The sequence below is a fragment of the Hymenobacter lapidiphilus genome, from assembly GCF_013377885.1.
Taxonomy (GTDB): Bacteria; Bacteroidota; Bacteroidia; order Cytophagales; family Hymenobacteraceae; genus Hymenobacter; species Hymenobacter lapidiphilus.
Map to the genome: position 1 here is coordinate 1 of NZ_JABKAU010000055.1, position 21,550 is coordinate 21,550.

A 21,550-nucleotide genomic window follows, 5' to 3' on the forward strand; every position below is an offset into this window, starting at 1 on the left:
TAGTGCTATCCTCGGTGGCCGTTACCAGGCTGATGGCGTCGCGGGTGCGGTTGTAGCCCAGGATGAAGAACGGCTGCTTCTGGTAGGTGAGGGCCAGCTTGTAGTTGCCCGTGAACTGGGGCGTGAGCAAAGGGTTGCCGCGTTGCGAGGTGTAGGGGTCGAGGTACACCAGATTGGGGTTCAAATCCTGGTAGCTGGGCCGCCCGATGCGGCGGCTGTAGGCCAGGTTCGCACCCAGCACTTTGGTCAGCGGCCTGTCCAGACTAACGCTCGGAAACAGCTGCCCGTAGCGCCGCCGGATGCTGCTGGCCGCCGTACCGTTGGCCAGCGTGTACTCACCCCGCAAACCCGCTTGCCAAGTCAGGCCCAGGCTCCTGCCCTCCGCCTGAACGTAGGCCGCCCCAATGCTTTCAGTATAGCCAAACTGGTTGCGCTGCTCCACCCCCCCGCCCGCCAGGTCCAGCCGGCTCTCGATAGTTGCCCGGCTGACTTTCGCACCCAGCAGCAAGTTGGTGGTAGCGTTAAGCGGCTGCCGGTAGTCTGCTTTGGCCGAAGCCAACCCGATGCGTGTCTGCTGGTCGTTGCGCAGGTCCTGCTGCCGGCGCACGTCGCCCACGCGCACTTGGTTGGTTAGCAGGCCCAGGCTGCCGGCAGTGTAGCGCGAATAGTCCACGTCGGCGGTCAGTTCGCGGCCCAGCGTGTCGAGCAGTATTTTGTAGTTGAGGTTGCCAGCGTACGAGTTGGTGTTTCGGGCAGTGTTGTTATCCGTGAAAACGTTTACGCCGTTGTCGGCCAGGGTGCTGCTTTGGGCATTCAGCTGGGTGCGGTTGAGGTAAGCATTCAGCAGCACGCCCACGATCTGGCGGCGGGGCAGGCGGTAATCGGCCCCCACCCGAAACGTGGGCGCCTGGGTTAGTCGCGGCTGGTAGCTCTGCTGCTCGTAGCGGATGCCGGTTCGAGTATCCAGCCGCGCCGTGTTCAGTTGCTCGTAGGTGTGGCGGTAGTTGTAGCTGGCCGTCCCGAACACATTCAGCGGTCCGGCCCGGTGGTTAAGGTCGAGCAGGGCGCCGGCCTTGGCAAAGCGTCCGTAGGCTGCATTGGTCGTTAGCGTACCGTTGGTGCCTAAGTCGGTGTTCTTTTTCAGGATGATGTTGATGATGCCCGCCGTGCCGGCGGCGTCGCGGGTCGCTCCTGGCTGGGTGATTACCTCAATCCGCTCAATGGTACTGCTCGGAAAGTCTTTCAGCACGCCCACCACATCGGTGTACTGGGTAGTCCGGCCATCAATCTGAATAAGTACGCCCTCCTGCCCGGCCAGCACAATCCGGTTGTTGAGCACCAGCAGGCCCGGCACTTTTTCCAGGGCTTCCAGGGCGGTGGCGCCGGCCGTAAGGCTACCCGACACGTTAACCACCAGCTTACCCGCCGTCATTTCCAGCAGCGGCTTCTGCCCCACCACCCGCACCTCATCCAGCACCTGGGCCGCCACGGCCAGCCGAACATCCGGCACTACCATCGCCTTGGTTGCTACAGCAAACTCCGCACTCCGGCCGCTGCCGTATCCCACCGCCGAAACCTGCACCCGGTAGCGTCCCGCCGGCACTCCTGGCAGTTGGTAACGCCCCGTCTCCGACGCCTGGATAGCCTGCACCACGGCCGAGTCGGCCAGTTGCCGTAGCACCACCGAAGCGAACGGCACCGCCTGCCCATTATTATCGATTACCCGACCGCTTACGGCCGTTGGGGTCAGCTGTTGAGCGGCCATTGGTAGCGCCAGCAGCATTAGTAGTAGAGAGAAAAGCGCTTTCATGGCAGTAGGCTTCAGGGTAAATGGATACCCAAACCACGCCCAATCAGCCCGCCAACTGAACGCTTACTTTTTGAAGCCCCGCAAATTCCCGATGAAGCCTGGCAAACCCGGCATGAGTGCAACAGCTGTCCTTCAAATTACCCCACAAATTACCCCACAAAAAAAGGCCCGCCAAACGGCGAGCCTTCTTCAAATCTGGCAAGCAGGGCTGATTACTCGGCAGCCTTCTCCTCACGGGTTTCGCCATCCTTCAGCGTCTCCGTTTCGGTATCCTCGGGGGCCGAAACCTCCGTGGTAGCCGCCTTGGCCTTCTTGGCGGGCTTAGCTTCGGCAACTACTTCAGCCGACGAATCGCCTTCGGTAGTGGTAGCGTCAGCCTTCTTGCCACCGCGACGCGAACGACGGGTAGTAGCCTTGGCTTCGCCGGCGTTTTTAGCCTCCAGCATCGTGTCGTTGAAGTCAACCAGCTCAATAACGCACATCTCCGAGTTGTCACCAAGGCGGTTCTGGCTCAGCTTAATGATGCGGGTGTAGCCGCCTGGACGGCCGGCAATTTTAGCCGCAACGTTATCAAACAGTTCCTTCAGCACCTCCTTCTGGCCCAGGCTCGAGAAAACGAGGCGGCGCGAGTGCGTTGTGTCGTTTTTGGCTTTGGTCAGCAGGGGCTCCACGTACTGGCGCAGGGCCTTAGCCTTGGCTACCGTAGTCGTGATGCGCTTGTGCAGGATGAGCGAGTTAGCCATGTTGGCCAGCATCGCGTGGCGGTGCGAGGTGGTGCGGCCGAGATGGTTGAAAGATTTACCGTGACGCATAAAAAAAAGAAAAAGGTACGCTTGCGGGCAACGACCACGGCGGAAAGCGCCTTACGGCTGCTTTCTCATTAGAACCGCTACCCCGGGGGCGTACTATGAGAAAAGTGAAAAAGTCTGCAAATGTACGCAATAGTCAGACACAAAAAATGTGCTGCCGTGAATTGTGCCAAAGCACCCGTTTCACCGACAGCACATTCTTGCGCTTAAACGCTATTCTTCGTCGAGCTTGTATTTACCCAGGTCCATCCCGAAGGTCAGGCCCTTTTCCTCCACGAGGTTTTCCAACTCCGTGAGCGACTTCTTACCGAAGTTGCGGAACTTCATCATGTCGGCCATATCGAGCTGCACCAAATCACCGAGGCTCTTAATGTCGGCGGCCTTGAGGCAGTTGTAGGCACGCACGCTCAGGTCCATGTCGGCCAGCGGCGTCTTCAGCACCTTGCGCATATGCAGCGTCTCCTCGTCCACAATTTCCTCCTCCTCGGCTTTCACCGTTTCGAAGGTCATCGTGCTGTCAGAGAACAGCATGAAGTGCTGAATCAGAATGTTGGCGGCTCCTTTCAGCGCCTCCTCCGGATGGATAGAGCCGTCGGTGTGAATCTCGATAACGAGCTTCTCATAGTCGGTCTTCTGCTCCACTCGGGTGTTTTCCACGCTGTACTTCACGTTCTTGATAGGCGTGAAGATGGCGTCGATGGCAATCTGACCAAATACTTGGTCCAATGGCTTGTTCTCCTCGGCCGGTACATAGCCACGGCCCTTCTGGATCGTGAACTCAAACTCGAGTTCCGTTCCGGGATCAACATGGCACACGATCAGGTCGGTGTTCAGTACCTGGAAGCCGTTGGTAAAGTTATTGATATCGCCAGCCTTGAATGAATCTTGGCCTTTGATGCGAACCGTGATTTTGTCCTCAATAGCATCGCTCACCTTCTTGAAGCGAATCTGCTTCAGGTTGAGGATGATTTCGGACATATCTTCCAGCACACCTTCAATGGTCATGAACTCGTGCAGCACACTATTGGTGCGCACCGAGGTGATGGCGTAGCCCTCCAGCGACGACAGCAGGATGCGGCGCAGTGCGTTGCCGATCGTGACGCCGTAGCCTTTCTCAAGCGGTTTGAATTCAAACGTGCCGTAGAAGTCGTCGGATTTCTCCATCACCACTTTCTCCGGCATTTGAAAAGCTAAGATTGACATAAGTGGGGCGGTTTGTTAAAATTGAGTAAAAGGTATCAGGTAAAAGGATGCGTTTGCAGTGCCTGTCACCCAATACCTAATACCTGAATTCAATAAAAAAGCAGCGAAGCAAACGAGCGGCCCGGGCGTCCGGGCCGCTTCGTTTATTACTTCGAGTACAGTTCGACGATGAGCTGCTCCGTGATGTTCTCCGGAATCAGCTCGCGCGAAGGAGCATTGAGGAACTTGCCCACCATGTCCTTGCCATCCCACTCCAGCCATGCGTAAGCGCGGGCATTGCGGGCGCTCAGGCTCGTAGTGATGGCCTCCAGCGACTTCGACTTCTCGCGAACGGCAACGATGTCGCCAGCGCGCATTTTGTACGAAGCGATGTTCACAATCTCACCATTCACGGTAATGTGCTTGTGCAACACCAGCTGACGGGCGGCGCGACGCGTAGGGGCAATGCCCAAACGGTACACCGTGTTGTCGAGGCGCGACTCCAGCGCAGCCAGCAGGTTGTCGCCGGTGATACCGGGAGCAGCTGCAGCCTTGTGGAACAGGTTCTCAAACTGCTTCTCGAGCATGCCGTACATGTACTTCACTTTCTGCTTCTCCATCAGCTGGATAGCGTACTCGCTTTGCTTCTTACGACGACCACGGCCATGCTGACCAGGAGGGTATGCTTTCTTGGTGAGTGCCTTGCTTGGGCCGAAAATCGGCTCATTGAAGCGACGGGCAATCTTGGTTTTAGGACCAGTATAACGTGCCATTTCGGATTTGTTGGGGGTTGAAGGGGGCGCGGCCGAAGCCAGCGTGGTGCAAACTAAACGCGACGGCGCTTAGGAGGGCGGCAGCCATTGTGGGGAAGCGGGGTTACGTCCTTAATGGTCGTCACCTCAATGCCCACATTACCCAGCGTCCGGATAGCCGACTCGCGGCCCGCACCCGGACCCTTCACGAACACCTCTGCCTTGCGCATACCCAAGTCATGGGCAACTTTACCGGCATCCGACATCGCCATTTGGGCGGCGTAAGGAGTGTTCTTCTTCGAACCCCGGAATCCCATCTTACCAGCCGAAGCCCAGGAAATAACCTGGCCATTGTTGTTGGTGATGGAGATGATGATGTTATTGAAAGAGGCCTTAATATGGACCTGCCCTACGGGCTCAACAACGACAACGCGCTTCTTGGCTTTGTCTTTTCTTTTCTGTGCCATTTGGTTATCGCAAAAATTACTGCGGAAGGTGTTAGGCTGAAAGCTTTTCGCAACCCATCGGCCTGATTCCCGCTACAGATTATTTAGTGGCTTTTTTCTTACCAGCAACCGTCTTGCGCTTGCCCTTACGGGTACGCGAGTTGTTCTTGGTGCGCTGACCACGAACGGGCAGACCCTTACGGTGACGCAGACCACGGTAGCAACCGATGTCCATGAGCCGCTTGATGTTGAGCTGTACCTCCGAACGCAGAACGCCTTCGGTTTTGTAAGTGCTGGCGATGATGCTACGAATTTCGCCGGCTTCCTCTTCCGTCCAGTCCTTCACTTTCTTGTTCAGGTCTACGCCTGCTTTCGAAAGGATTTGCTGAGCCGAAGCTTTGCCAATACCGAAAATGTAGGTCAGCGAGATTTCGCCGCGCTTGTTGTCTGGGATGTCTACCCCTGCAATACGAGCCATGTGATGAGTTTGGGTTGTTGGCGAGTTAGGGTCTTGGGGTTCCGCTGCTGGTTAGCTCCGGCTGTCAGAACACACAGCAAGCTGCCATGCTCCAAAGACCCCAATTTCCAATAATTATCCCTGACGCTGCTTGAAGCGGGGGTTCTTCTTATTGATTACGTAAAGCTTACCATTGCGACGAATAATCTTGCAATCGGCGCTACGCTTCTTGATGGACGTTTTTACTTTCATGTTAGTGAGTTGTTAGGGTCTGAGGTTCGGAGGGTCTGAGTTTGCGAGGGAAGCCGAACAACCTGGTTGAACATCAACCCAGTTCCCCGGACCCAAGTACCCCACACCCTTACTTGTAACGGTACACGATACGGCCCTTCGATAAATCGTAGGGCGACATTTCGAGTTTCACCTTATCTCCCGGCAGAATTTTAATGTAGTGCATCCGCATCTTGCCCGAAATGTGGGCAATCAGTTGGTGCCCGTTTTCCAGCTCCACGCGGAACATGGCGTTGGATAAGGCTTCCAGGATGGTACCGTCCTGCTCAATGGAAGTTTGTTTGGCCATATGGCTACTATAAGGTTTTTGCTTGTAAGGCTTTTTCTATGTAATCAAAGGAAGTCAGAATTTCTGCCTTGTCTTTGCGAACAACTATGGTGTGTTCAAAGTGCGCCGAGGGCTTGAAATCCTTGGTGCGGATAGTCCAGCCATCCTTTTCTTGAACTACGCTTTTCGTACCGAGATTAACCATCGGCTCAATAGCCAACGTTAGTCCACTTTGCAGCTTAAGGCCCGACCCACGTTTACCGTAGTTGGGTACTTCCGGCCGCTCATGGAGCTTCTGTCCGATACCGTGGCCGACCAACTCACGCACAACACCGTAACCCTGCTTCTCCACGTAATTCTGGATAGCGTAGCTCACGTCGCCGAGGCGGTTGCCTGCTATGGCCTGCTCTATACCTAAGTAGAGTGACTTTTTAGTTTCATCCAACAGAGCCAAAACCTCCGGTGCCACCTCCCCTACTGGATAGGTATATGCACTGTCGGAATGATAACCGTTGAGTTGTACACCACAATCAATCGAAACGATGTCGCCGCTTTTCAGCACGTAATCGCCCGGGAAACCATGTACCACTACCGCGTTAGGCGATATGCAGAGGCTGTACTCGAAACCGTTATAACCTTTAAAAGAAGGTAGACCTCCATTGTCGCGGATGAATTCTTCCGCTCGCTGATCCAGCGCCCGGGTAGTAATCCCTTCCCCGATCAACTTAGCCACTTCTCCGTGGGCCTGAGCCAGCACTTTCGCGCTGGCTTTCATCAAGTCAATCTCTTCCTCGGTTTTGTAAAAAATCATTTTTACGAAGCGAGAGCAATGTTTTGCGAGCGGCCCCGGGTCTTGCCAGTCTTCATCATGCTGTCATAACGACGCATGAGCAAGTAGCTCTTCACCTGGTTCATGGTATCAAGTACCACACCCACCATAATGATGAGCGAAGTACCGCCGTAGAATTGGGCAAAAGGACCGGTTACGCCAGCAACAGTGGCTATGGCAGGAAGAATAGCAATGATGGCCAGTGCTACGGCTCCAGGCAGTGTGATACGAGTCAGTACTTCATCAATGAATTCTGACGTATCACGGCCAGGCTTCACGCCGGGGATAAACCCGCCACTACGTTTTAGGTCATCCGCAATCTGGTTGGGATTGACACTGATAGCCGTGTAAAAGTAAGTAAACACTACAATGAGCAGCCCGAACACAACGTTGTAAACGACGTGATTGGGCTGGAACCAAGTACCGATCATAGTAGCAGCCTCACTGTCCTTATTCCAAGCCGAAGCTGCAATAGCCGGTACGAACATCAACGACTGAGCAAAAATGATCGGCATTACACCGGCCGCATTTACCTTCATCGGGATGTACTGGCGCTGTGAACTCAAGGAAGCCGCTCCACCTACTTGCTTTGCATACTGAACCGGAATCTGCCGCACAGCCTGTGTGAGGATGATAACAGCCATTACAACCAAGAACAGCACAGCCATTTCAATCAGAAAGATCAACGAACCACGCATCGAGCGCGCTGTAGCTTCTCCAATCAAAGCACCTGGTAGGCGCGACACAATACCAATCATGATTAGCATCGAAATGCCGTTGCCGATACCCTTATCGGTTATTTTCTCTCCCAGCCACATACAGAACAAAGTTCCGGCCGTGACGATAAGAGCCGTCGAGACGGTAAAGAAAACACCCGGATTCATAATAGCTTCCGCATTAATGGTGGCAATAAAGCCGACCGATTGCGCTGCCACAATGGGAATCGTAAGGATACGCGTGTACTGACTGATTTTATTACGGCCCGACTCTCCTTCCTTTTGCAATTTTTGGAAGTAAGGCACTGCAATAGTCAGCAGTTGCAATACAATGGAAGCGGAAATATAAGGCATGATACCCAACGCGAAGATGGATGCGTGGCTAAAAGCCCCACCCAGCAACGTGTCGAGAATACCTAATACACCCCCTTGGCCAGTGTCGAGGCGAGTAGGATCAATACCCGGTAGCACCACGAAGGAACCTAGCCGGTAGATGGCAATGAAAAAAAGCGTATTGAGAATCCGCGTACGCAGATCCTCAATCGCAAATACATTCTTTATCGACTCGATAAGTTTTTTCATTGCTGCTTTGATGCTTAAAGCGTCACTGCTTTTCCACCTGCCTTCTCGATGGCCTCAACAGCCGACTTCGAGAATGCGTGGGCGTGTACTTCCAGCGCCGTGGTGATTTCACCGCGACCCAGAACTTTGATTTTGGCGCTCTTCGAAGCCAGACCGGCATTTACGAAGTAGGCCGCGTCGAAAGTGGTAGCACCACCTTCCGCCAGAGCAGCCAGCACGTCAAGATTGACAGCCTTGTACTCAATGCGGTTGATGTTCTTAAAGCCAAACTTAGGCACCCGACGCTGCAGAGGCATCTGGCCACCTTCGAAGCCCGATTTCTTGGAGTAACCCGAGCGGGACTTGGCACCTTTGTGACCACGCGTCGATGTGCCGCCGCGGCCGGAACCCGTACCACGACCCACGCGCTTTACATTGCGGGTGGAGCCAATGGCGGGCTGGAGATTGCTGAGATTCATGTTCGGGAAATTCCTAGAGTTCGGTTACTTCCAACAGGTGCTGAACGGCTTTGATCATGCCAGCAATTTCGGTTGTGTTTTCCACAGTCCGAGTGCTGTTCATTTTGCCGAGGCCCAATGCCTGCACGGTACGCTTCTGACGCTCGGGGCGGTCGATAACGCTTCTTACGAGTTTAATTTGGATCTGCGCCATCGTCTCTTAACCGTTAAAAACTTGAGCGAGGGTAATGCCACGAGCCTGAGCAATTTGCATGGGGTCGCGCATTTTCAGCAGGGCATCAAAGGTCGCTTTCACCACGTTGTGGGGGTTCGACGAGCCTTTCGACTTAGCCAGTACATCTTTGATACCAGCGCTTTCGAACACGGCACGCATAGCACCGCCCGCAATTACACCCGTACCAGCGGCAGCCGGCTGAACCAGCACGAAACCACCCGAGTACTTGCCTTCCATTTTATGAGGAACGGTGTGCTTGTACAGCGGCACCTTCACCAAATTCTTCTTCGCATCGTCAATGCCTTTAGCAATGGCGTCGGTTACTTCGTTGGCTTTGCCGAGGCCGTAACCTACAGTGCCGTTACCATCACCTACCACTACGATGGCCGAGAAGCTGAAGCGACGACCACCTTTCACCACTTTGGCAACGCGGTTGATAGCAACTACTTTCTCTTTCAGGTCAGAGTCGCCGGTGCGCGAATCGTTGTCTTTGTTGCGGTCGTTGCCGCCCTTACGGTCATTGCCACCACCCCGACGGTCATTGCCGCCGCGGTCGTTACCACCACCCCGAGGGCCGTTGTTAAATTCTGCCATGAGGATAGATTAGAAATTGAGGCCGCCTTCGCGAGCTCCTTCTGCCAATGATTTTACGCGGCCGTGGTAGAGGTAACCGGAACGGTCAAATACCACTTTCGAAATTCCTTTTCCAGTAGCACGGACGGCAAGCTCTTTGCCGACTGCGGCGGCGAGGGCGACTCCGTTGCCCCCTTCCACCGAAACGTGCTTCGAGGAAGCAGACGCCAACGTGTGGCCGGTAGTGTCGTCAATAATCTGAGCATAAATGCCCGTATTGCTGCGGAACACCGACAAACGCGGACGCTCGGACGTGCCAGCCACCTTAGTGCGGATGATGCGCTGGATCCGTTTTCTTCTAGTTGCTTTATCGAAAGCCATGGTGCGTTATTATTTCGAAGCTGTTTTACCAGCCTTACGACGAATCTGCTCACCCACGAAACGCACGCCTTTGCCTTTGTAGGGCTCAACTTTGCGCAACGAGCGAATCTTTGCGGCTACCTGGCCCAGCAACTGCTTATCAATGCTGGTGAGGGTAACGATGGGGTTTTTACCTTTTTCGGTAACAGCCGTAGCGGTTACTTCGGCTGGCAGAGCCAGGAAGATGTTGTGCGAGTAGCCCAACGACAACTCTAGGGTGGTGCCAGCCATAGCAGCTTTGTAACCTACACCTACCAGCTCCAGCTTCTTTTCGAGGCCATTGCTCACGCCATCAATAGCGTTGTTCAGCAGCGAGCGGTATAGGCCATGCATGGCCTTGTGGCGCTTCTGCTCCGTAGGGCGGGTTACCAGCAATTGGCCGTCCTCAGTAGCCACGTTAATATCGCGGTCTACAGGAACTACCAGAGTGCCTTTAGGGCCCTTCACGGTTACGTTGTTGTCTTTGCTCACTTCAATCTGCACGTTGTCGGGCAGGCTGATGGGCAGTTTACCAATGCGTGACATAGTTTCTGTTTCCTTTCAGATTAGTAAACGTAGCACAGCACTTCGCCGCCCACGTTCTCCGCCTTCGCCTCTTTCTCCGTCATTACACCTTTCGACGTAGAGAGAATGGCAATGCCGAGGCCGCTGAGTACGCGGGGCATGTTGCCAACGTGCGCATACTGGCGCAGGCCGGGCGAGCTCACGCGCTGCAGCTTAGTAATAGCCGGCACCTTCGTGGTGGGGTTGTATTTGAGGGCGATTTTAATCGTACCCTGCACGGCAGCATCGTCAAAACGGTAGCTCTGAATGTAGCCCTTTTTGTAGAGCACCTTCGTAATCTCCTTTTTGATGTTGCTGGCCGGAATTTCCACCACCCGATGGTTTGCCTTGATGGCATTGCGTACCCGGGTTAGGTAATCGGCAATTGGATCTGTGTTCATTCGATTGTAAAAATGAAGCGCCCTTTTTTAGGGAGCCGCAAAGATAGGAAAATTTCGCCGCCACGGAAAGTGGTAACGAAATTTTCGGTTAAGACTACTCGGCTCGGCTTATTGAAGCTCGGCCAATGGTTTCTTTCGGCAACCTGCCAAATTATTCTAGCATGGAGTAATCGGTGTTGAGTAGTGGGACTATTTACAGCGAAACCCTGATTGGCCACTGAACCTCCTCCCAATACTCAACACCAGCTACTCGATACTAAGCTGACTTACCAGCTCGACTTGGTTACGCCGGGAATTTTACCGGCGAGAGCCATTTCGCGGAAGCGTACCCGGCTGATGCCGAACTTACGCATGTACCCACGAGGACGGCCGTCGATTTTGTCGCGGTTGTGCAAACGCACGGGCGACGCATTACGCGGCAGTTTGTCAAGGCCTTCGTAGTCGCCGGCCGCTTTCAGGGCCTTGCGCTTCTCGGCGTAACGGGCAACGGTAGCAATACGCTTCCGCTCCCGTGCTTTCATGCTCTCCTTAGCCATTGTTTTCTTTCTTAGCGTTGGCGAATGGCATTCCGAAAGCCTTGAGCAATTCGTAGCTCTGCTCGTCGTTTTCGGCCGACGTCACGAAGGTGATGTCCATGCCAGCAATCGACTTGATCTTATCAATCGAAATCTCCGGAAAAATGATCTGCTCCTTCACGCCCAGGGTGTAGTTACCCCGGCCATCGAAGCCTTTATCGTTGATACCTTTGAAGTCACGTACCCGGGGAAGGGCAATAGTCAGCAAACGGTCAAGGAATTCGTACATCTGCTCTCCCCGCAGGGTTACGCGGGCGCCGATGGGCATGCCCTCACGCAGCTTGAAGTTCGATACCGAACGCTTGGCGATAGTTGGAACAGCCTTTTGACCGGTAATGATGGTCAGTTCGTCCACTCCGTTATCCACCAACTTCTTATCGGCAACTGCCGCGCCAATGCCGCGGTTAATGCAGATTTTGGTGATACGTGGTACCTGCATGATGCTCTTGAACTGGAATTTCTCCTGGAGCGCGGGTACTACTTCGTTGTTATATTTCTCTTTGAAACGAGCCATGTCGGGAGCGGTTAGGCGTTAGCCGAGTCCACACGCTTCACGTTGCTCACGTGAATCGGGGCCTCGATCTTGGTGATGCCGCCCTGGGGGTTCTTCGCACTAGGTTTGTTGTGCTTGGTTGCCAGGTTCAGGCCTTCCACGATGACACGCTGGGTAGAACGGTTAACCGACTTAATAGTGCCGGTTTTGCCTTTCTCGTCGCCGGCAATCACCAGAACGGTGTCGCCGGTTTTTACGTGCAGTTTCGTAGGCGTAGCTTTTTTCGTTGCCATGATTAGATAACTTCAGGAGCTAGCGAAACAATCTTCATAAACTGGCGCTCACGCAGCTCGCGGGCTACGGGGCCGAAGATGCGCGTACCACGCGGCTCGTCGTTATTGTTGAGCAGCACGGCGGCGTTGTCGTCGAAACGAATATAGGAGCCATCCTTACGGCGAACTTCCTTCTTCGTGCGCACTACAACAGCGCGGGAAACCGTGCCTTTTTTTGCATTGCCGGAGCCAATGGCCGACTTAATCGAAACGACAATCTTGTCGCCTACGCTGGCGTACTTCTTGCCCGTGCCACCGAGGACACGAATGCAAAGAACTTCTTTGGCGCCGCTGTTATCAGCGACGGTCAGACGGGATTCTTGCTGTATCATCTTACTTGGCGCGTTCTAGAATTTCAACCAGTCTCCACCGCTTCAGCTTGCTGAGGGGGCGAGTGCTCATAATGCGCACCGTGTCGCCTTCACCGCATTCGTTGTTCTCGTCGTGGGCCATGAATTTGGTCGACTTGGTAACGAACTTACCGTAAATCGGGTGCTTCATCTTGCTTTCCACCATCACCGTGATGGACTTGTCCATCTTGGAAGAGGTTACACGGCCGATGATTTCTTTGCGCAGGTTCCGCTCAGTGGTGGCGGCAGTGCCCTGCTGTTCTTCGTTGTTTGCCATCGTTAGTTAGCAGTGTTTGTAGCCTGCTCGTTTTCGCGACGCTTCAACTCAGTCAGCAGACGGGCGACATTTTTGCGGGCTTGCTTCAGACGGAGCGGATTTTCCAACGGCGAGATGGCGTGCGCGAAGCGCATGGTCTGGCCCGAGGTCTGCTCGGTCTTCAATTGATTTTTGAGGTCCTCTAGCGAGAGGTTACGGATATCGGCGTTCTTCATCATTACTTGCTTTCTACGTAGTCACGACGAACAACAAACGACGTCCGCACCGGCAGCTTCTGGGCCGCAAGGCGCAGGGACTCCTGAGCTACTTCCAGCGTCACCCCGTCCGATTCGAACATGATGGTGCCCGGCTTCACGCAGGCCACCCAATACTCGGGCGAACCCTTGCCCTTACCCATCCGCACTTCAGCAGGCTTCTTGGTAATTGGCTTGTCGGGGAAAATGCGGATCCATACTTGACCTTCGCGCTTCATGGCGCGGGTCATGGCGATACGGGCAGCCTCAATCTGGCGAGCCGTAATCCACGCTTGTTCCAGCGACTTGATAGCGAACGAACCGAAGTCGATGGAGCTGCCGCGATGGGCTAAGCCATGTATGCGACCCTTTTGCATCTTGCGATACTTGGTCCTTTTCGGTTGTAACATGAGATATACTGTCTTAAAATTCGAGAGAAAGGGAGAGGACTAGCGACGCGGTGCGCCACCGCCACGGTTGGCACCACCGGCACCACCAGCACCCGGTCCACCTGGACCCCGACGCTGACCACCGGCTCCACCGCCGCGGCTGTCGCCGCCCCGGTCACCACCACGGCTGTCACCACCCCGGTCGTTCCGGTCGCGACGTGGGCCACGCTCACCACGCGGACCACGGTCGTTGCGGCTGTCGCCACCCTGAGCGTTAGCAGGCTGCTGGTTTGGCGAAAGATCGGGCTTGCCGAACACCTCACCGCGCATGATCCACACCTTGATGCCGATCTTGCCATATACCGTCTGAGCTTCCGACAGGGCATAGTCGATGTCAGCGCGCAACGTGTGCAGCGGCGTACGACCTTCCTTGTACTGCTCGGAGCGGGCGATTTCAGCACCACCCAAACGACCACCGCACTGAATCTTGATGCCTTCGGCACCAACACGCATAGCAGCCTGGATCGACATCTTCATGGCGCGACGGAACGAAATCCGGGCAGCCAACTGCTGGGCGATGCTCTCACCTACCAGTTTGGCGTCCAGTTCAGGACGCTTAATCTCGAAAATGTTGATCTGAACGTCTTTGCCGGTGATCTGCTTCAGTTCGTCCTTGATTTTGTCCACCTCGGCACCGCCTTTACCAATCACTACGCCCGGACGGGCAGTGTTAATGGTAATGGTCACGCGCTTGAGCGTGCGCTCGATTACAATGCGGCTGATGCCACCTTTTGGAATACGAGCGTTGATGTATTTGCGGATCTTCTCGTCTTCAACCAGCTTGTCGGCAAAGTCCTTGCCGCCGTACCAGTTCGAGTCCCATCCTTTGATGACGCCCAGACGGAAGCCAACCGGATTTACTTTCTGTCCCATAGTGCTTATGCGGTGGCTTCTGCCTTGGTTTCAGTTGATTTCTTGGTGCTGCGACGCGAGGTCTTCTTAGGAGCTGCATCGGCCGAAGCCTCAGTGCCCTTCGTCTCGGCAGCTTGCTGAGCGGCAGCTTTGCTACCGAGCGGCTCAACTTTCGAGTCGATGATCAGCGTCACGTGGTTGCTACGCTTGCGGATGCGGTGACCACGACCCTGAGGGGCGGGGCGCAGACGCTTCAGCATGCGGCCTTCATCCACGAAAATCTCCTTGATGTAGAGATTGGCATCTTCGATGCGCTCGTCCTCGTTCTTAAGCTGCCAGTTGGCCAGGGCCGACAGGAGCAACTTTTCGATACGGGGAGCACCCGAGTTGGCCTCAAACTTCAGCAGGCCGAGGGCACGGGTCACTTTCTGACCGCGGACCAGGTTGGCCACCAAGCGCATCTTGCGCGGCGAGGTGGGCACGTTCCGGAGTTTAGCTACTGCTTCCATAATTAGCGCTTGCCTTTATCTTTCTTGGCGATATGGCCGCGGAAGTTCCGGGTCGGGGCAAACTCACCGAGTTTGTGGCCTACCATGTTCTCCGTGACATACACCGGGATGAACTTATTGCCGTTGTGAACAGCGAACGTGTGGCCAACGAAGTCGGGCGAAATCATCGAGCGGCGAGACCAAGTCTTCACCACCGACTTTTTGCCGGATTCTTCCATTGCCGTTACTTTCTTCTCGAGCCGGAAGTCAATGTACGGCCCTTTTTTTAGTGAACGTGCCATTGCTTACTTCTTGCCTTTACGGTTGACGATGAGCTGCTCGGAATACTTGTTCTTGTTACGGGTTTTCTGCCCTTTCGAGAAGATACCGTTACGGCTGCGTGGGTGACCACCCGACGACTTGCCTTCACCACCACCCATTGGGTGATCGACAGGGTTCATGGCTACACCACGAACACGTGGGCGACGACCCAACCAGCGGTTGCGGCCGGCTTTGCCCAAGCGAACGTTCATGTGGTCGCCGTTGGAAACGGTACCAACCGTAGCCATGCAGGTAACCAGTACCATGCGCATTTCGCCGGAAGGCAGCTTCAGGGTAGCGTAACGGTCTTCGCGGGCTACGAGCTGAGCATAGGTACCAGCCGAACGAGCCATGGCAGCTCCAGCACCAGGCTGCAACTCAATGGCGTGTACGATAGTACCAAGCGGAATCTCGCGCAGGGGCAGGGCATTGCCTACCTCAGGGGCCACTCCCGTACCCGAAACGATTATCGTACCCACAGCCAGACCGGCCGGAGCAATGATGTAACGCTTCTCACCATCGGCGTACTGCAACAGGGCAATACGGGCGGTGCGGTTGGGGTCGTACTCAATCGTCTTCACCGTAGCAGGCACAGAGGCCTTGTCACGCTTGAAGTCGACGATACGGTAACGGGCTTTGTGTCCGCCGCCAATGTAGCGGTTCGACATTTTACCCGAATTGTTACGGCCACCGGAGTTTTTGAGAGGTGCCAACAGCGACTTCTCCGGCGTCGACGCAGTTAGCTCGTCGAAGGCCGGGGCGATGCGGAAGCGCTGACCCGGTGATGTTGGTCTTAGTTTTTTGAGTGCCATTACTCTTGCTTAAACTTTTGGCGGGAGATAAACTGGCTTACAGGCCGCTGTAGAAGTCGATGATGTCGCCTTCTTTCACGGTTACCACGGCCTTTTTGCCGTGGGGCCGACGACCCGAGATGGAGCCGCCTTTGGTGAACTTGGACTTCACTTTGCCAATGGTGCGCATTGTGCTGATGCTGGTGATTGTTACGCCGTACAGCTGCTCAATCTCCTTCTTAATCTGCACCTTGTTGGCATCGATGGCTACGTCGAAGGAATACTGTCCTTTGTCGTTAAGGCTAGTCGCCTTTTCCGTTACGATGGGTTTTTTCAGAATGCTCATTACTCAGCAGTGGTATAGAGTTGTTCCAATGCCGTCAGCGCATCCTCCGACAACAAAAGCGTATCGGTGTTCAGCAGATCGTGTGTGTTGAGAGCCACCGGAGTAGCTACGCTCACGCGCTGAATGTTGCGGGCCGACAGGACTACGTTCTTTTCAACCGCGCCCGTTACGAGCAGCGTCTTCTTGCCGTTGTTCAGCTTCAGACCGGCCATGATGGCGACGAAGTCCTTGGTCTTGACGGCCGACATGGTGATGTTCTCCACTACCGATACCTTGCCGTCCTGAGCCAAAGTCGAGAGAGCCGACAGGCGGGCCAGACGCTTGGTTTTCTTGTTGAGTTTGAAGCCGTAGTCGCGGGGCTGGGGACCGAACATGCGGCCACCACCTACGAATACGCCCGACTTCATGGAGCCGGCTCGGGCACCGCCCGTACCTTTCTGCTTCTTCAGCTTCTTGGTAGTGCCGTGCACTTCGTTGCGCTGCTTCGACTTGTGCGTTCCCTGGCGCTGGTTGGCCAGATACTGCTTCACGTCGAGGTACATCACGTGCTCGTTCGGCTCGAGGCCGAAGATGGCGTCGGACAGGGTAACCTTACGGCCGGTGTCTTCGCCTTTGATGTTGATTACTGACAGTTCCATCTTACTAGGTTATTTTTCCAGGACCACGAAAGAGTTCTTGGCACCGGGAATCGAGCCGCTCACCACGATGAGGTTTTTGTCGGCTACAATGCGCATAACCTTCAGGTTCTGCACTTTCACCCGGTCGTTGCCCATGCGGCCACCCATACGCATTCCTTTGAATACGCGCGAAGGCCACGAGCAGGCACCGATGGAGCCGGGGTGACGAGCTCGGTTGTGCTGACCGTGAGTCTGGCCACCAACACCGGCGAAGTTGTAGCGCTTTACAACGCCCTGAAAACCCTTACCCTTCGAAGTTCCAACAACATCTACGAATTCGCCTTCAGCGAAAAGCGACGTGTTGATTTCGCTGCCAGCAGCAAAGTTGGCGGCGTCGTCGGTGCGGAACTCAACGAGTTTTTTCTTGGGAGTGGTTCCGGCTTTAGCGAAATGACCAGCTAAAGGCTTGGTCGTGTTCTTCGCTTTTTTCTCGCCGTAACCGAGTTGGATGGCTAGGTAGCCGTCCGTTTCGATGGTCTTAACCTGCGTCACTACGCACGGACCCGCCTCAATGAGCGTGCAGGGAATGTTCTTCCCGTCCGGAGTGAAGAGGCTTGTCATACCGATTTTTTTACCGATGATGCCAGGCATTCAATTGGGGTTTTAAAAAAAGACACACTCGAAAACGCCCGCGTGGCATTTTCGCAAATGGAGTGCAAAGCTAGGAATTTGTAGCCGGAATATCTAGGGTGGGTCCGAAATATTTTCAGAGTTAGATAGTTAGCCTCGTCAAACGCACTCTGTCTGATCCTATATGAAGCGAAGTACCTTGCAACGTAAGGATGCATTGGATTGGTGACTGGCGCTTACCTGATCAAGTTCTTCGCTTCAATCAGGATAACAGCCTATTTTGCCCCCCTGCCGCGCTTCCGTCACCCCAAAACATAAAAACGCCCCACCGGCTCCGAAGAGACAGTGGGGCATTTTCAATTACTTAGCTAACGGAAATCTGGTCCTCAGACTTTGATTTCAACATCAACACCGCTAGGCAACTCCAGCTTCATCAGGGCATCTACGGTCTTCGACGAAGTCGAGTAGATATCCACGAGGCGCTTGTAAGTGCAGAGCTGGAACTGCTCCCGGCTCTTCTTGTTCACGTGGGGCGAACGGAGCACGGTGAATTTTTCCTTTTTAGTGGGCAGGGGAATCGGACCGCTAACGATAGCGCCCGTAGCCTTCACCGCCGTCACAATCTTCTCCGACGATTTGTCCACCAAGTTGTGGTCGTAGGATTTGAGCTTGATGCGAATTTTCTGATTCATGTCGATTTGAGTGAAAGCGGGTTAGCGAATAGCGTTGCCCTTCTGCTTGGCGATGATGGCTTCAGCAAGGTTGTTTGGCACCTGATCGTAGTGCGAGAACGTGAGCGAAGCCGAAGCCCGACCCGACGTAATCGTACGCAGCGAGGTTACGTAGCCGAACAGCTCCGACAGCGGAACATCAGCCTTGATAACGTTGGCACCCGCCTTGGTGTCCATGCCTTTCATCAGACCCCGACGACGGTTCAGGTCGCCGGTTACTGAACCTGTATACTCATCCGGCGAAACAACTTCAACAGCCATAATTGGCTCGAGCAGTCGTGGACCAGCCTGACGGCCGGCTTCGCGGAAACCACCACGGGCGGCGAGTTCGAACGACAGGGCGTCCGAGTCGACGTCGTGGAAGGAACCGAAGAACAGACGGACGCGCATTCCCTCGATTGGGAAGCCTGCCAACGGACCATTCTTCATAGCCTCTTCGAAGCCTTTCTGAATTGGTGCAATGAATTCGCGGGGGATTACACCACCCGAGATATCGTTCACGAACTCCAGACCTGGCTTCTCCGGATCGGTTACTTTCGGACCAAGTTCAAACTGGATGTCGCCGAATTTACCGCGACCACCGGTTTGCTTCTTGTACGTCTCACGGTGCTCAACATTTTTGGTGAGTACCTCTTTGTAGGCAACCTGAGGAGCACCTTGGTTGATTTCCACCTTGAACTCGCGGCGCATGCGCTCGATGATAATTTCAAGGTGAAGCTCGCCCATGCCCTTGAGAACAGTCTGACCCGTTTCGGGGTCGGTCTGTACCACCAAGGTAGGATCTTCTTCCACGAGCTTGGCAATGGCCATGCCCATCTTGTCCACGTCGGCTTGCGTCTTGGGCTCGATGGCGTAACCAATAACCGGCTCAGGGAACGACATCGACTCAAGCACGATAGGGTGCTTCTCGTCGCTCAGCGTATCGCCGGTTTTGATGTCTTTGAAACCCACGCCGGCAGCAATGTCGCCGGCTTGGATACGCTCGATAGGGTTCTGCTTATTGGAGTGCATCTGCATCAAACGCGAGATACGCTCCTTCTTATTCGTACGGTTGTTATGTACGTACGAACCAGCTTCGAGCACACCGCTGTAGCAGCGGAAGAAGCACAGACGGCCCACGAAGGGGTCAGTAGCAATCTTAAAGGCCAAGGCCGTGAAGGGCTCCGAGTTGTCGGGGTGACGCTCGATTTCTGCCTCTGTATCGGGGTGTTTACCGATAATGGGGGGCATATCGAGCGGCGAGGGCAGGTAGGCCATTACGCCGTCCAGCATCGTCTGTACACCCTTGTTCTTGAAGGCCGAGCCGCACATTACGGGCGAGAACTTCATGTCGATAACCGCTTGGCGGATAACGACCATCATTTCCTCACGGGTGATGGAGTCCGGGTCGTCAAAGAATTTCTCGAGCAGGGCGTCGTCATACTCGGCTACGCTCTCGATGAGTTTCTGGCGCCACTCGGCCACCGTCTCCACCAAATCCTCGGGAACGGGGATTTCGCTGAACGATTTGCCTTGGGTAGCGTCGTCCCATACAATGGCTTTGCCAGTGAGCAGGTCAACTACGCCCTTGAAGGTATCTTCAGCGCCAATTGGAATCTGAAGTGGCACGGGGTTAGCACCCAGCTTCTCCTTGATTTCAGCAACGGCCTTGAAAAAGTCGGCACCGGCACGGTCCATCTTGTTGACGAAGCAGATGCGGGGCACCTTATACTTGTCAGCCTGACGCCATACGGTCTCTGACTGGGGCTCAACGCCCGATACAGCGCAGAACAACGCCACAGCGCCGTCGAGCACGCGCAAGGAGCGCTCCACCTCCACCGTGAAGTCCACGTGGCCGGGGGTGTCAATCAGGTTGATTTTGTACTGCTTGGTGCTCTCAACCGAATCGCCATTGGAGTCAGTTGGGTAGTTCCAGAAGGTAGTAGTAGCAGCCGAGGTAATGGTGATACCCCGCTCCTGCTCCTGCTCCATCCAGTCCATCGTGGCGCCACCGTCGTGAACCTCCCCGATTTTGTGGGTTTTGCCGGTATAGTAGAGAATGCGCTCCGACGTGGTGGTTTTACCAGCATCGATGTGCGCCATAATCCCGATATTCCGGAGGTATTGCAGTTCTTTATTTACAGCCATTGGGTCGATAAGTGAATGAGTGAATCAGTGAATGTATGCGGCGATTGAATAGTTCAGTTACTGAATCTGTTCTCAAGCCCACATTCGCTCATTCATCGGCTTAGAAACGGAAGTGCGAGAAGGCCTTGTTGGCCTCAGCCATCCGGTGGGTGTCGTCTTTCTTCTTGACGGCAGCACCTTCACCTTTCGCAGCGGCAATGATTTCGCCAGCCAGCTTGTCCTTCATGGTCTTTTCACCACGACGACGAGCGTACTGAATCAGCCACTTCGAACCTACCGCAATACGGCGGTCGGGGCGAACTTCGATCGGAACCTGGAAAGTGGCACCACCTACGCGGCGGCTCTTCACCTCCACGGTCGGCATTACGTTGTTGAGGGCTTTGCGCCACATCTCCACGCCGCTTTCCTTGGTCCGGGCTTCTACCAGCTCGCAGGCATCGTAGAAGATGGTGTAGGCCAGGTTTTTCTTTCCGTCATACATCATGTAGTTGACGAAACGGGTTACCAGCGTCTCCTTGTATTTAGGATCGGGCAGGAGGATGCGCTTCTTTGGTTTTGACTTTCTCATGAGAGTAGAATTGGGTTGCTGTAGCGGGAAAGTGGGATAAGAACCATGTGCTATCCAGCACTTCGCACTACCTCACCCGGCTTCAATTACTTTTTCTTCTTTGCGGGAGCACCTTTAGCGGCCGCGGCTGCCTGACCGGGCTTGGGACGCTTGGCACCGTACTTCGAACGACGCTGGGTACGGCCGTTTACACCGGCTGTATCGAGGGCACCGCGAATGATGTGGTAACGCACGCCGGGAAGGTCTTTCACCCGTCCACCGCGGATCAGCACGATGCTGTGCTCCTGCAGGTTATGGCCTTCGCCAGGGATGTAAGCGTTAACTTCTTTGCCGTTGGTGAGGCGCACGCGGGCAACCTTACGCATGGCCGAGTTCGGCTTCTTGGGCGTGGTGGTGTACACCCGGGTGCAAACGCCACGGCGCTGCGGGCACGAATCGAGGGCCGGCGACTTCGACTTCGTCGTCAGTTTTTCGCGGCCTTTTCGTACTAACTGGTTGATAGTAGGCATTTACGGAATTGGTTTGTCCAGGGAGGGTTCTCTCCCAAAAATTAGGCTTGCAAAGGTAGAAAAGTTGCGGGGCAATAGCAAACGAGTTGAGATAGTTTGTTTTAGACACT

Annotated in this window: 32 protein-coding genes and 2 pseudogenes; all 34 read right to left on the minus strand. The window is 54.8% G+C overall.

Annotation, left to right across the window (positions count from 1 at the left end; translation table 11 throughout):
* A partial coding sequence (locus HW554_RS18625; RefSeq protein ID WP_176910061.1) for an outer membrane beta-barrel protein occupies positions 1–1,810 on the minus strand: 1,810 nt, incomplete at its 3' end.
* 212 nt (positions 1,811–2,022) lie between these two features.
* On the minus strand, positions 2,023–2,622 hold the full coding sequence (gene rplQ / locus HW554_RS18630) for a 50S ribosomal protein L17 (RefSeq protein WP_176910062.1): 600 nt from the start codon (positions 2,620–2,622) through the stop codon (positions 2,023–2,025).
* Between the two features lie 210 nt (positions 2,623–2,832).
* The gene (locus HW554_RS18635; protein ID WP_176910063.1) at positions 2,833–3,822 is read right to left on the minus strand and encodes a DNA-directed RNA polymerase subunit alpha; all 990 of its coding nucleotides are present in this window, start codon (positions 3,820–3,822) and stop codon (positions 2,833–2,835) included.
* Between the two features lie 146 nt (positions 3,823–3,968).
* Complete coding sequence (gene rpsD, locus HW554_RS18640; protein WP_176897690.1) at positions 3,969–4,574, minus strand: 30S ribosomal protein S4; 606 nt, start codon at positions 4,572–4,574, stop codon at positions 3,969–3,971.
* Between the two features lie 53 nt (positions 4,575–4,627).
* On the minus strand, positions 4,628–5,020 hold the full coding sequence (gene rpsK / locus HW554_RS18645) for a 30S ribosomal protein S11 (RefSeq protein WP_019946149.1): 393 nt from the start codon (positions 5,018–5,020) through the stop codon (positions 4,628–4,630).
* A 79-nt stretch (positions 5,021–5,099) separates the two neighbouring features.
* Positions 5,100–5,477 carry a 30S ribosomal protein S13 gene (gene rpsM, locus HW554_RS18650; RefSeq protein WP_019946150.1) on the minus strand — a complete coding sequence of 126 codons (378 nt, stop codon included), beginning with the start codon at positions 5,475–5,477 and terminating at the stop codon, positions 5,100–5,102.
* A gap of 114 nt (positions 5,478–5,591) precedes the next feature.
* Entirely contained in the window at positions 5,592–5,708 is a 117-nt protein-coding gene (ykgO, locus tag HW554_RS18655; RefSeq protein WP_092767990.1) for a type B 50S ribosomal protein L36, read from the minus strand.
* Between the two features lie 109 nt (positions 5,709–5,817).
* Entirely contained in the window at positions 5,818–6,036 is a 219-nt protein-coding gene (infA, locus tag HW554_RS18660) for a translation initiation factor IF-1 (protein WP_019946152.1), read from the minus strand.
* A 7-nt stretch (positions 6,037–6,043) separates the two neighbouring features.
* Complete coding sequence (gene map / locus HW554_RS18665) at positions 6,044–6,826, minus strand: type I methionyl aminopeptidase (protein WP_176910064.1); 783 nt, start codon at positions 6,824–6,826, stop codon at positions 6,044–6,046.
* 2 nt (positions 6,827–6,828) lie between these two features.
* A complete protein-coding gene (gene secY, locus HW554_RS18670; RefSeq protein ID WP_176910065.1) occupies positions 6,829–8,142 on the minus strand; it encodes a preprotein translocase subunit SecY in 1,314 nt (437 codons plus the stop codon).
* A gap of 14 nt (positions 8,143–8,156) precedes the next feature.
* A complete protein-coding gene (gene rplO / locus HW554_RS18675; protein ID WP_019946155.1) occupies positions 8,157–8,600 on the minus strand; it encodes a 50S ribosomal protein L15 in 444 nt (147 codons plus the stop codon).
* A gap of 13 nt (positions 8,601–8,613) precedes the next feature.
* Positions 8,614–8,793 carry a 50S ribosomal protein L30 gene (rpmD, locus tag HW554_RS18680; protein WP_176897700.1) on the minus strand — a complete coding sequence of 60 codons (180 nt, stop codon included), beginning with the start codon at positions 8,791–8,793 and terminating at the stop codon, positions 8,614–8,616.
* Positions 8,794–8,799: 6 nt separating this feature from the next.
* On the minus strand, positions 8,800–9,408 hold the full coding sequence (gene rpsE, locus HW554_RS18685; RefSeq protein WP_246285486.1) for a 30S ribosomal protein S5: 609 nt from the start codon (positions 9,406–9,408) through the stop codon (positions 8,800–8,802).
* Positions 9,409–9,417: 9 nt separating this feature from the next.
* Positions 9,418–9,768, minus strand: a complete 351-nt coding sequence (gene rplR / locus HW554_RS18690; protein ID WP_116939097.1) for a 50S ribosomal protein L18 — start codon at positions 9,766–9,768, stop codon at positions 9,418–9,420.
* 9 nt (positions 9,769–9,777) lie between these two features.
* A complete protein-coding gene (rplF, locus tag HW554_RS18695; protein WP_176897702.1) occupies positions 9,778–10,332 on the minus strand; it encodes a 50S ribosomal protein L6 in 555 nt (184 codons plus the stop codon).
* A 20-nt stretch (positions 10,333–10,352) separates the two neighbouring features.
* Positions 10,353–10,751 (minus strand): 30S ribosomal protein S8, encoded by a 399-nt coding sequence (gene rpsH, locus HW554_RS18700; RefSeq protein WP_088462454.1) that lies wholly within the window; start codon positions 10,749–10,751, stop codon positions 10,353–10,355.
* 266 nt (positions 10,752–11,017) lie between these two features.
* Positions 11,018–11,287, minus strand: coding sequence for a 30S ribosomal protein S14 (gene rpsN, locus HW554_RS18705; protein WP_092738469.1), 270 nt, complete (start codon positions 11,285–11,287; stop codon positions 11,018–11,020).
* Positions 11,280–11,840: a 50S ribosomal protein L5 gene (gene rplE, locus HW554_RS18710; protein ID WP_116939098.1), complete on the minus strand. Its 561-nt coding sequence runs from the start codon at positions 11,838–11,840 to the stop codon at positions 11,280–11,282. Before rplE ends, rpsN begins: the two co-directional genes overlap by 8 nt.
* A 26-nt stretch (positions 11,841–11,866) precedes the next feature.
* Positions 11,867–12,112 (minus strand): annotated as a pseudogene (gene rplX / locus HW554_RS18715) (50S ribosomal protein L24); the annotation flags it as partial.
* Positions 12,113–12,114: 2 nt separating this feature from the next.
* Entirely contained in the window at positions 12,115–12,483 is a 369-nt protein-coding gene (gene rplN, locus HW554_RS18720) for a 50S ribosomal protein L14 (RefSeq protein ID WP_116939099.1), read from the minus strand.
* 1 nt (position 12,484) lies between these two features.
* On the minus strand, positions 12,485–12,778 hold the full coding sequence (rpsQ, locus tag HW554_RS18725; protein WP_092767976.1) for a 30S ribosomal protein S17: 294 nt from the start codon (positions 12,776–12,778) through the stop codon (positions 12,485–12,487).
* Between the two features lie 2 nt (positions 12,779–12,780).
* Complete coding sequence (gene rpmC, locus HW554_RS18730) at positions 12,781–12,996, minus strand: 50S ribosomal protein L29 (RefSeq protein ID WP_317170909.1); 216 nt, start codon at positions 12,994–12,996, stop codon at positions 12,781–12,783.
* Complete coding sequence (gene rplP / locus HW554_RS18735) at positions 12,996–13,421, minus strand: 50S ribosomal protein L16 (protein ID WP_116939101.1); 426 nt, start codon at positions 13,419–13,421, stop codon at positions 12,996–12,998. Before rplP ends, rpmC begins: the two co-directional genes overlap by 1 nt.
* Before the next feature lie 39 nt (positions 13,422–13,460).
* Positions 13,461–14,333 carry a 30S ribosomal protein S3 gene (rpsC, locus tag HW554_RS18740; RefSeq protein WP_176897710.1) on the minus strand — a complete coding sequence of 291 codons (873 nt, stop codon included), beginning with the start codon at positions 14,331–14,333 and terminating at the stop codon, positions 13,461–13,463.
* A gap of 140 nt (positions 14,334–14,473) precedes the next feature.
* Positions 14,474–14,821, minus strand: a pseudogene (gene rplV, locus HW554_RS18745) (50S ribosomal protein L22); the annotation flags it as partial.
* Between the two features lie 2 nt (positions 14,822–14,823).
* Positions 14,824–15,102: a 30S ribosomal protein S19 gene (gene rpsS, locus HW554_RS18750; RefSeq protein WP_088462464.1), complete on the minus strand. Its 279-nt coding sequence runs from the start codon at positions 15,100–15,102 to the stop codon at positions 14,824–14,826.
* A gap of 3 nt (positions 15,103–15,105) precedes the next feature.
* Positions 15,106–15,933, minus strand: a complete 828-nt coding sequence (gene rplB, locus HW554_RS18755; RefSeq protein ID WP_176910067.1) for a 50S ribosomal protein L2 — start codon at positions 15,931–15,933, stop codon at positions 15,106–15,108.
* A 37-nt stretch (positions 15,934–15,970) separates the two neighbouring features.
* Positions 15,971–16,258, minus strand: coding sequence for a 50S ribosomal protein L23 (gene rplW, locus HW554_RS18760; RefSeq protein WP_019946172.1), 288 nt, complete (start codon positions 16,256–16,258; stop codon positions 15,971–15,973).
* Positions 16,258–16,896, minus strand: a complete 639-nt coding sequence (gene rplD, locus HW554_RS18765; protein ID WP_116939105.1) for a 50S ribosomal protein L4 — start codon at positions 16,894–16,896, stop codon at positions 16,258–16,260. The genes rplW and rplD overlap by 1 nt, the downstream gene beginning before the upstream one ends.
* Positions 16,897–16,905: 9 nt before the next feature.
* Positions 16,906–17,526, minus strand: a complete 621-nt coding sequence (gene rplC, locus HW554_RS18770) for a 50S ribosomal protein L3 (protein ID WP_176910068.1) — start codon at positions 17,524–17,526, stop codon at positions 16,906–16,908.
* A 365-nt stretch (positions 17,527–17,891) separates the two neighbouring features.
* Positions 17,892–18,197 (minus strand): 30S ribosomal protein S10, encoded by a 306-nt coding sequence (gene rpsJ, locus HW554_RS18775; RefSeq protein ID WP_019946175.1) that lies wholly within the window; start codon positions 18,195–18,197, stop codon positions 17,892–17,894.
* A 21-nt stretch (positions 18,198–18,218) separates the two neighbouring features.
* Positions 18,219–20,363 carry an elongation factor G gene (fusA, locus tag HW554_RS18780; RefSeq protein WP_176910069.1) on the minus strand — a complete coding sequence of 715 codons (2,145 nt, stop codon included), beginning with the start codon at positions 20,361–20,363 and terminating at the stop codon, positions 18,219–18,221.
* Positions 20,364–20,463: 100 nt separating this feature from the next.
* Complete coding sequence (gene rpsG / locus HW554_RS18785) at positions 20,464–20,931, minus strand: 30S ribosomal protein S7 (RefSeq protein ID WP_019946177.1); 468 nt, start codon at positions 20,929–20,931, stop codon at positions 20,464–20,466.
* An 86-nt stretch (positions 20,932–21,017) separates the two neighbouring features.
* Positions 21,018–21,440 (minus strand): 30S ribosomal protein S12, encoded by a 423-nt coding sequence (gene rpsL / locus HW554_RS18790; RefSeq protein ID WP_092738480.1) that lies wholly within the window; start codon positions 21,438–21,440, stop codon positions 21,018–21,020.
* Positions 21,441–21,550: the final 110 nt, after the last annotated feature.

Coding starts and splice junctions, on each gene's coding strand:
- rplN (WP_116939099.1), bottom strand. CDS start 12,483: ATGATACAGCAAGAATCCCGTCTGACCGTCGCTGATAACAGCGGCGCC.
- rplD (WP_116939105.1), bottom strand. CDS start 16,896: ATGGAACTGTCAGTAATCAACATCAAAGGCGAAGACACCGGCCGTAAG.
- rpmC (WP_317170909.1), bottom strand. CDS start 12,996: ATGATGAAGAACGCCGATATCCGTAACCTCTCGCTAGAGGACCTCAAA.
- rpsJ (WP_019946175.1), bottom strand. CDS start 18,197: ATGAATCAGAAAATTCGCATCAAGCTCAAATCCTACGACCACAACTTG.
- rplQ (WP_176910062.1), bottom strand. CDS start 2,622: ATGCGTCACGGTAAATCTTTCAACCATCTCGGCCGCACCACCTCGCAC.
- rpsD (WP_176897690.1), bottom strand. CDS start 4,574: ATGGCACGTTATACTGGTCCTAAAACCAAGATTGCCCGTCGCTTCAAT.
- rplR (WP_116939097.1), bottom strand. CDS start 9,768: ATGGCTTTCGATAAAGCAACTAGAAGAAAACGGATCCAGCGCATCATC.
- rpsK (WP_019946149.1), bottom strand. CDS start 5,020: ATGGCACAGAAAAGAAAAGACAAAGCCAAGAAGCGCGTTGTCGTTGTT.
- rpsQ (WP_092767976.1), bottom strand. CDS start 12,778: ATGGCAAACAACGAAGAACAGCAGGGCACTGCCGCCACCACTGAGCGG.
- secY (WP_176910065.1), bottom strand. CDS start 8,142: ATGAAAAAACTTATCGAGTCGATAAAGAATGTATTTGCGATTGAGGAT.
- rplE (WP_116939098.1), bottom strand. CDS start 11,840: ATGGCTCGTTTCAAAGAGAAATATAACAACGAAGTAGTACCCGCGCTC.
- fusA (WP_176910069.1), bottom strand. CDS start 20,363: ATGGCTGTAAATAAAGAACTGCAATACCTCCGGAATATCGGGATTATG.
- infA (WP_019946152.1), bottom strand. CDS start 6,036: ATGGCCAAACAAACTTCCATTGAGCAGGACGGTACCATCCTGGAAGCC.
- HW554_RS18635 (WP_176910063.1), bottom strand. CDS start 3,822: ATGTCAATCTTAGCTTTTCAAATGCCGGAGAAAGTGGTGATGGAGAAA.
- rpsE (WP_246285486.1), bottom strand. CDS start 9,408: ATGGCAGAATTTAACAACGGCCCTCGGGGTGGTGGTAACGACCGCGGC.
- rpsH (WP_088462454.1), bottom strand. CDS start 10,751: ATGAACACAGATCCAATTGCCGATTACCTAACCCGGGTACGCAATGCC.
- map (WP_176910064.1), bottom strand. CDS start 6,826: ATGATTTTTTACAAAACCGAGGAAGAGATTGACTTGATGAAAGCCAGC.
- rpsC (WP_176897710.1), bottom strand. CDS start 14,333: ATGGGACAGAAAGTAAATCCGGTTGGCTTCCGTCTGGGCGTCATCAAA.
- rpsG (WP_019946177.1), bottom strand. CDS start 20,931: ATGAGAAAGTCAAAACCAAAGAAGCGCATCCTCCTGCCCGATCCTAAA.
- rplW (WP_019946172.1), bottom strand. CDS start 16,258: ATGAGCATTCTGAAAAAACCCATCGTAACGGAAAAGGCGACTAGCCTT.
- rpsM (WP_019946150.1), bottom strand. CDS start 5,477: ATGGCTCGTATTGCAGGGGTAGACATCCCAGACAACAAGCGCGGCGAA.
- rplC (WP_176910068.1), bottom strand. CDS start 17,526: ATGCCTGGCATCATCGGTAAAAAAATCGGTATGACAAGCCTCTTCACT.
- rplP (WP_116939101.1), bottom strand. CDS start 13,421: ATGTTACAACCGAAAAGGACCAAGTATCGCAAGATGCAAAAGGGTCGC.
- rpsN (WP_092738469.1), bottom strand. CDS start 11,287: ATGGCTAAGGAGAGCATGAAAGCACGGGAGCGGAAGCGTATTGCTACC.
- ykgO (WP_092767990.1), bottom strand. CDS start 5,708: ATGAAAGTAAAAACGTCCATCAAGAAGCGTAGCGCCGATTGCAAGATT.
- rpmD (WP_176897700.1), bottom strand. CDS start 8,793: ATGGCGCAGATCCAAATTAAACTCGTAAGAAGCGTTATCGACCGCCCC.
- rplB (WP_176910067.1), bottom strand. CDS start 15,933: ATGGCACTCAAAAAACTAAGACCAACATCACCGGGTCAGCGCTTCCGC.
- rplO (WP_019946155.1), bottom strand. CDS start 8,600: ATGAATCTCAGCAATCTCCAGCCCGCCATTGGCTCCACCCGCAATGTA.
- rpsL (WP_092738480.1), bottom strand. CDS start 21,440: ATGCCTACTATCAACCAGTTAGTACGAAAAGGCCGCGAAAAACTGACG.
- rpsS (WP_088462464.1), bottom strand. CDS start 15,102: ATGGCACGTTCACTAAAAAAAGGGCCGTACATTGACTTCCGGCTCGAG.
- rplF (WP_176897702.1), bottom strand. CDS start 10,332: ATGTCACGCATTGGTAAACTGCCCATCAGCCTGCCCGACAACGTGCAG.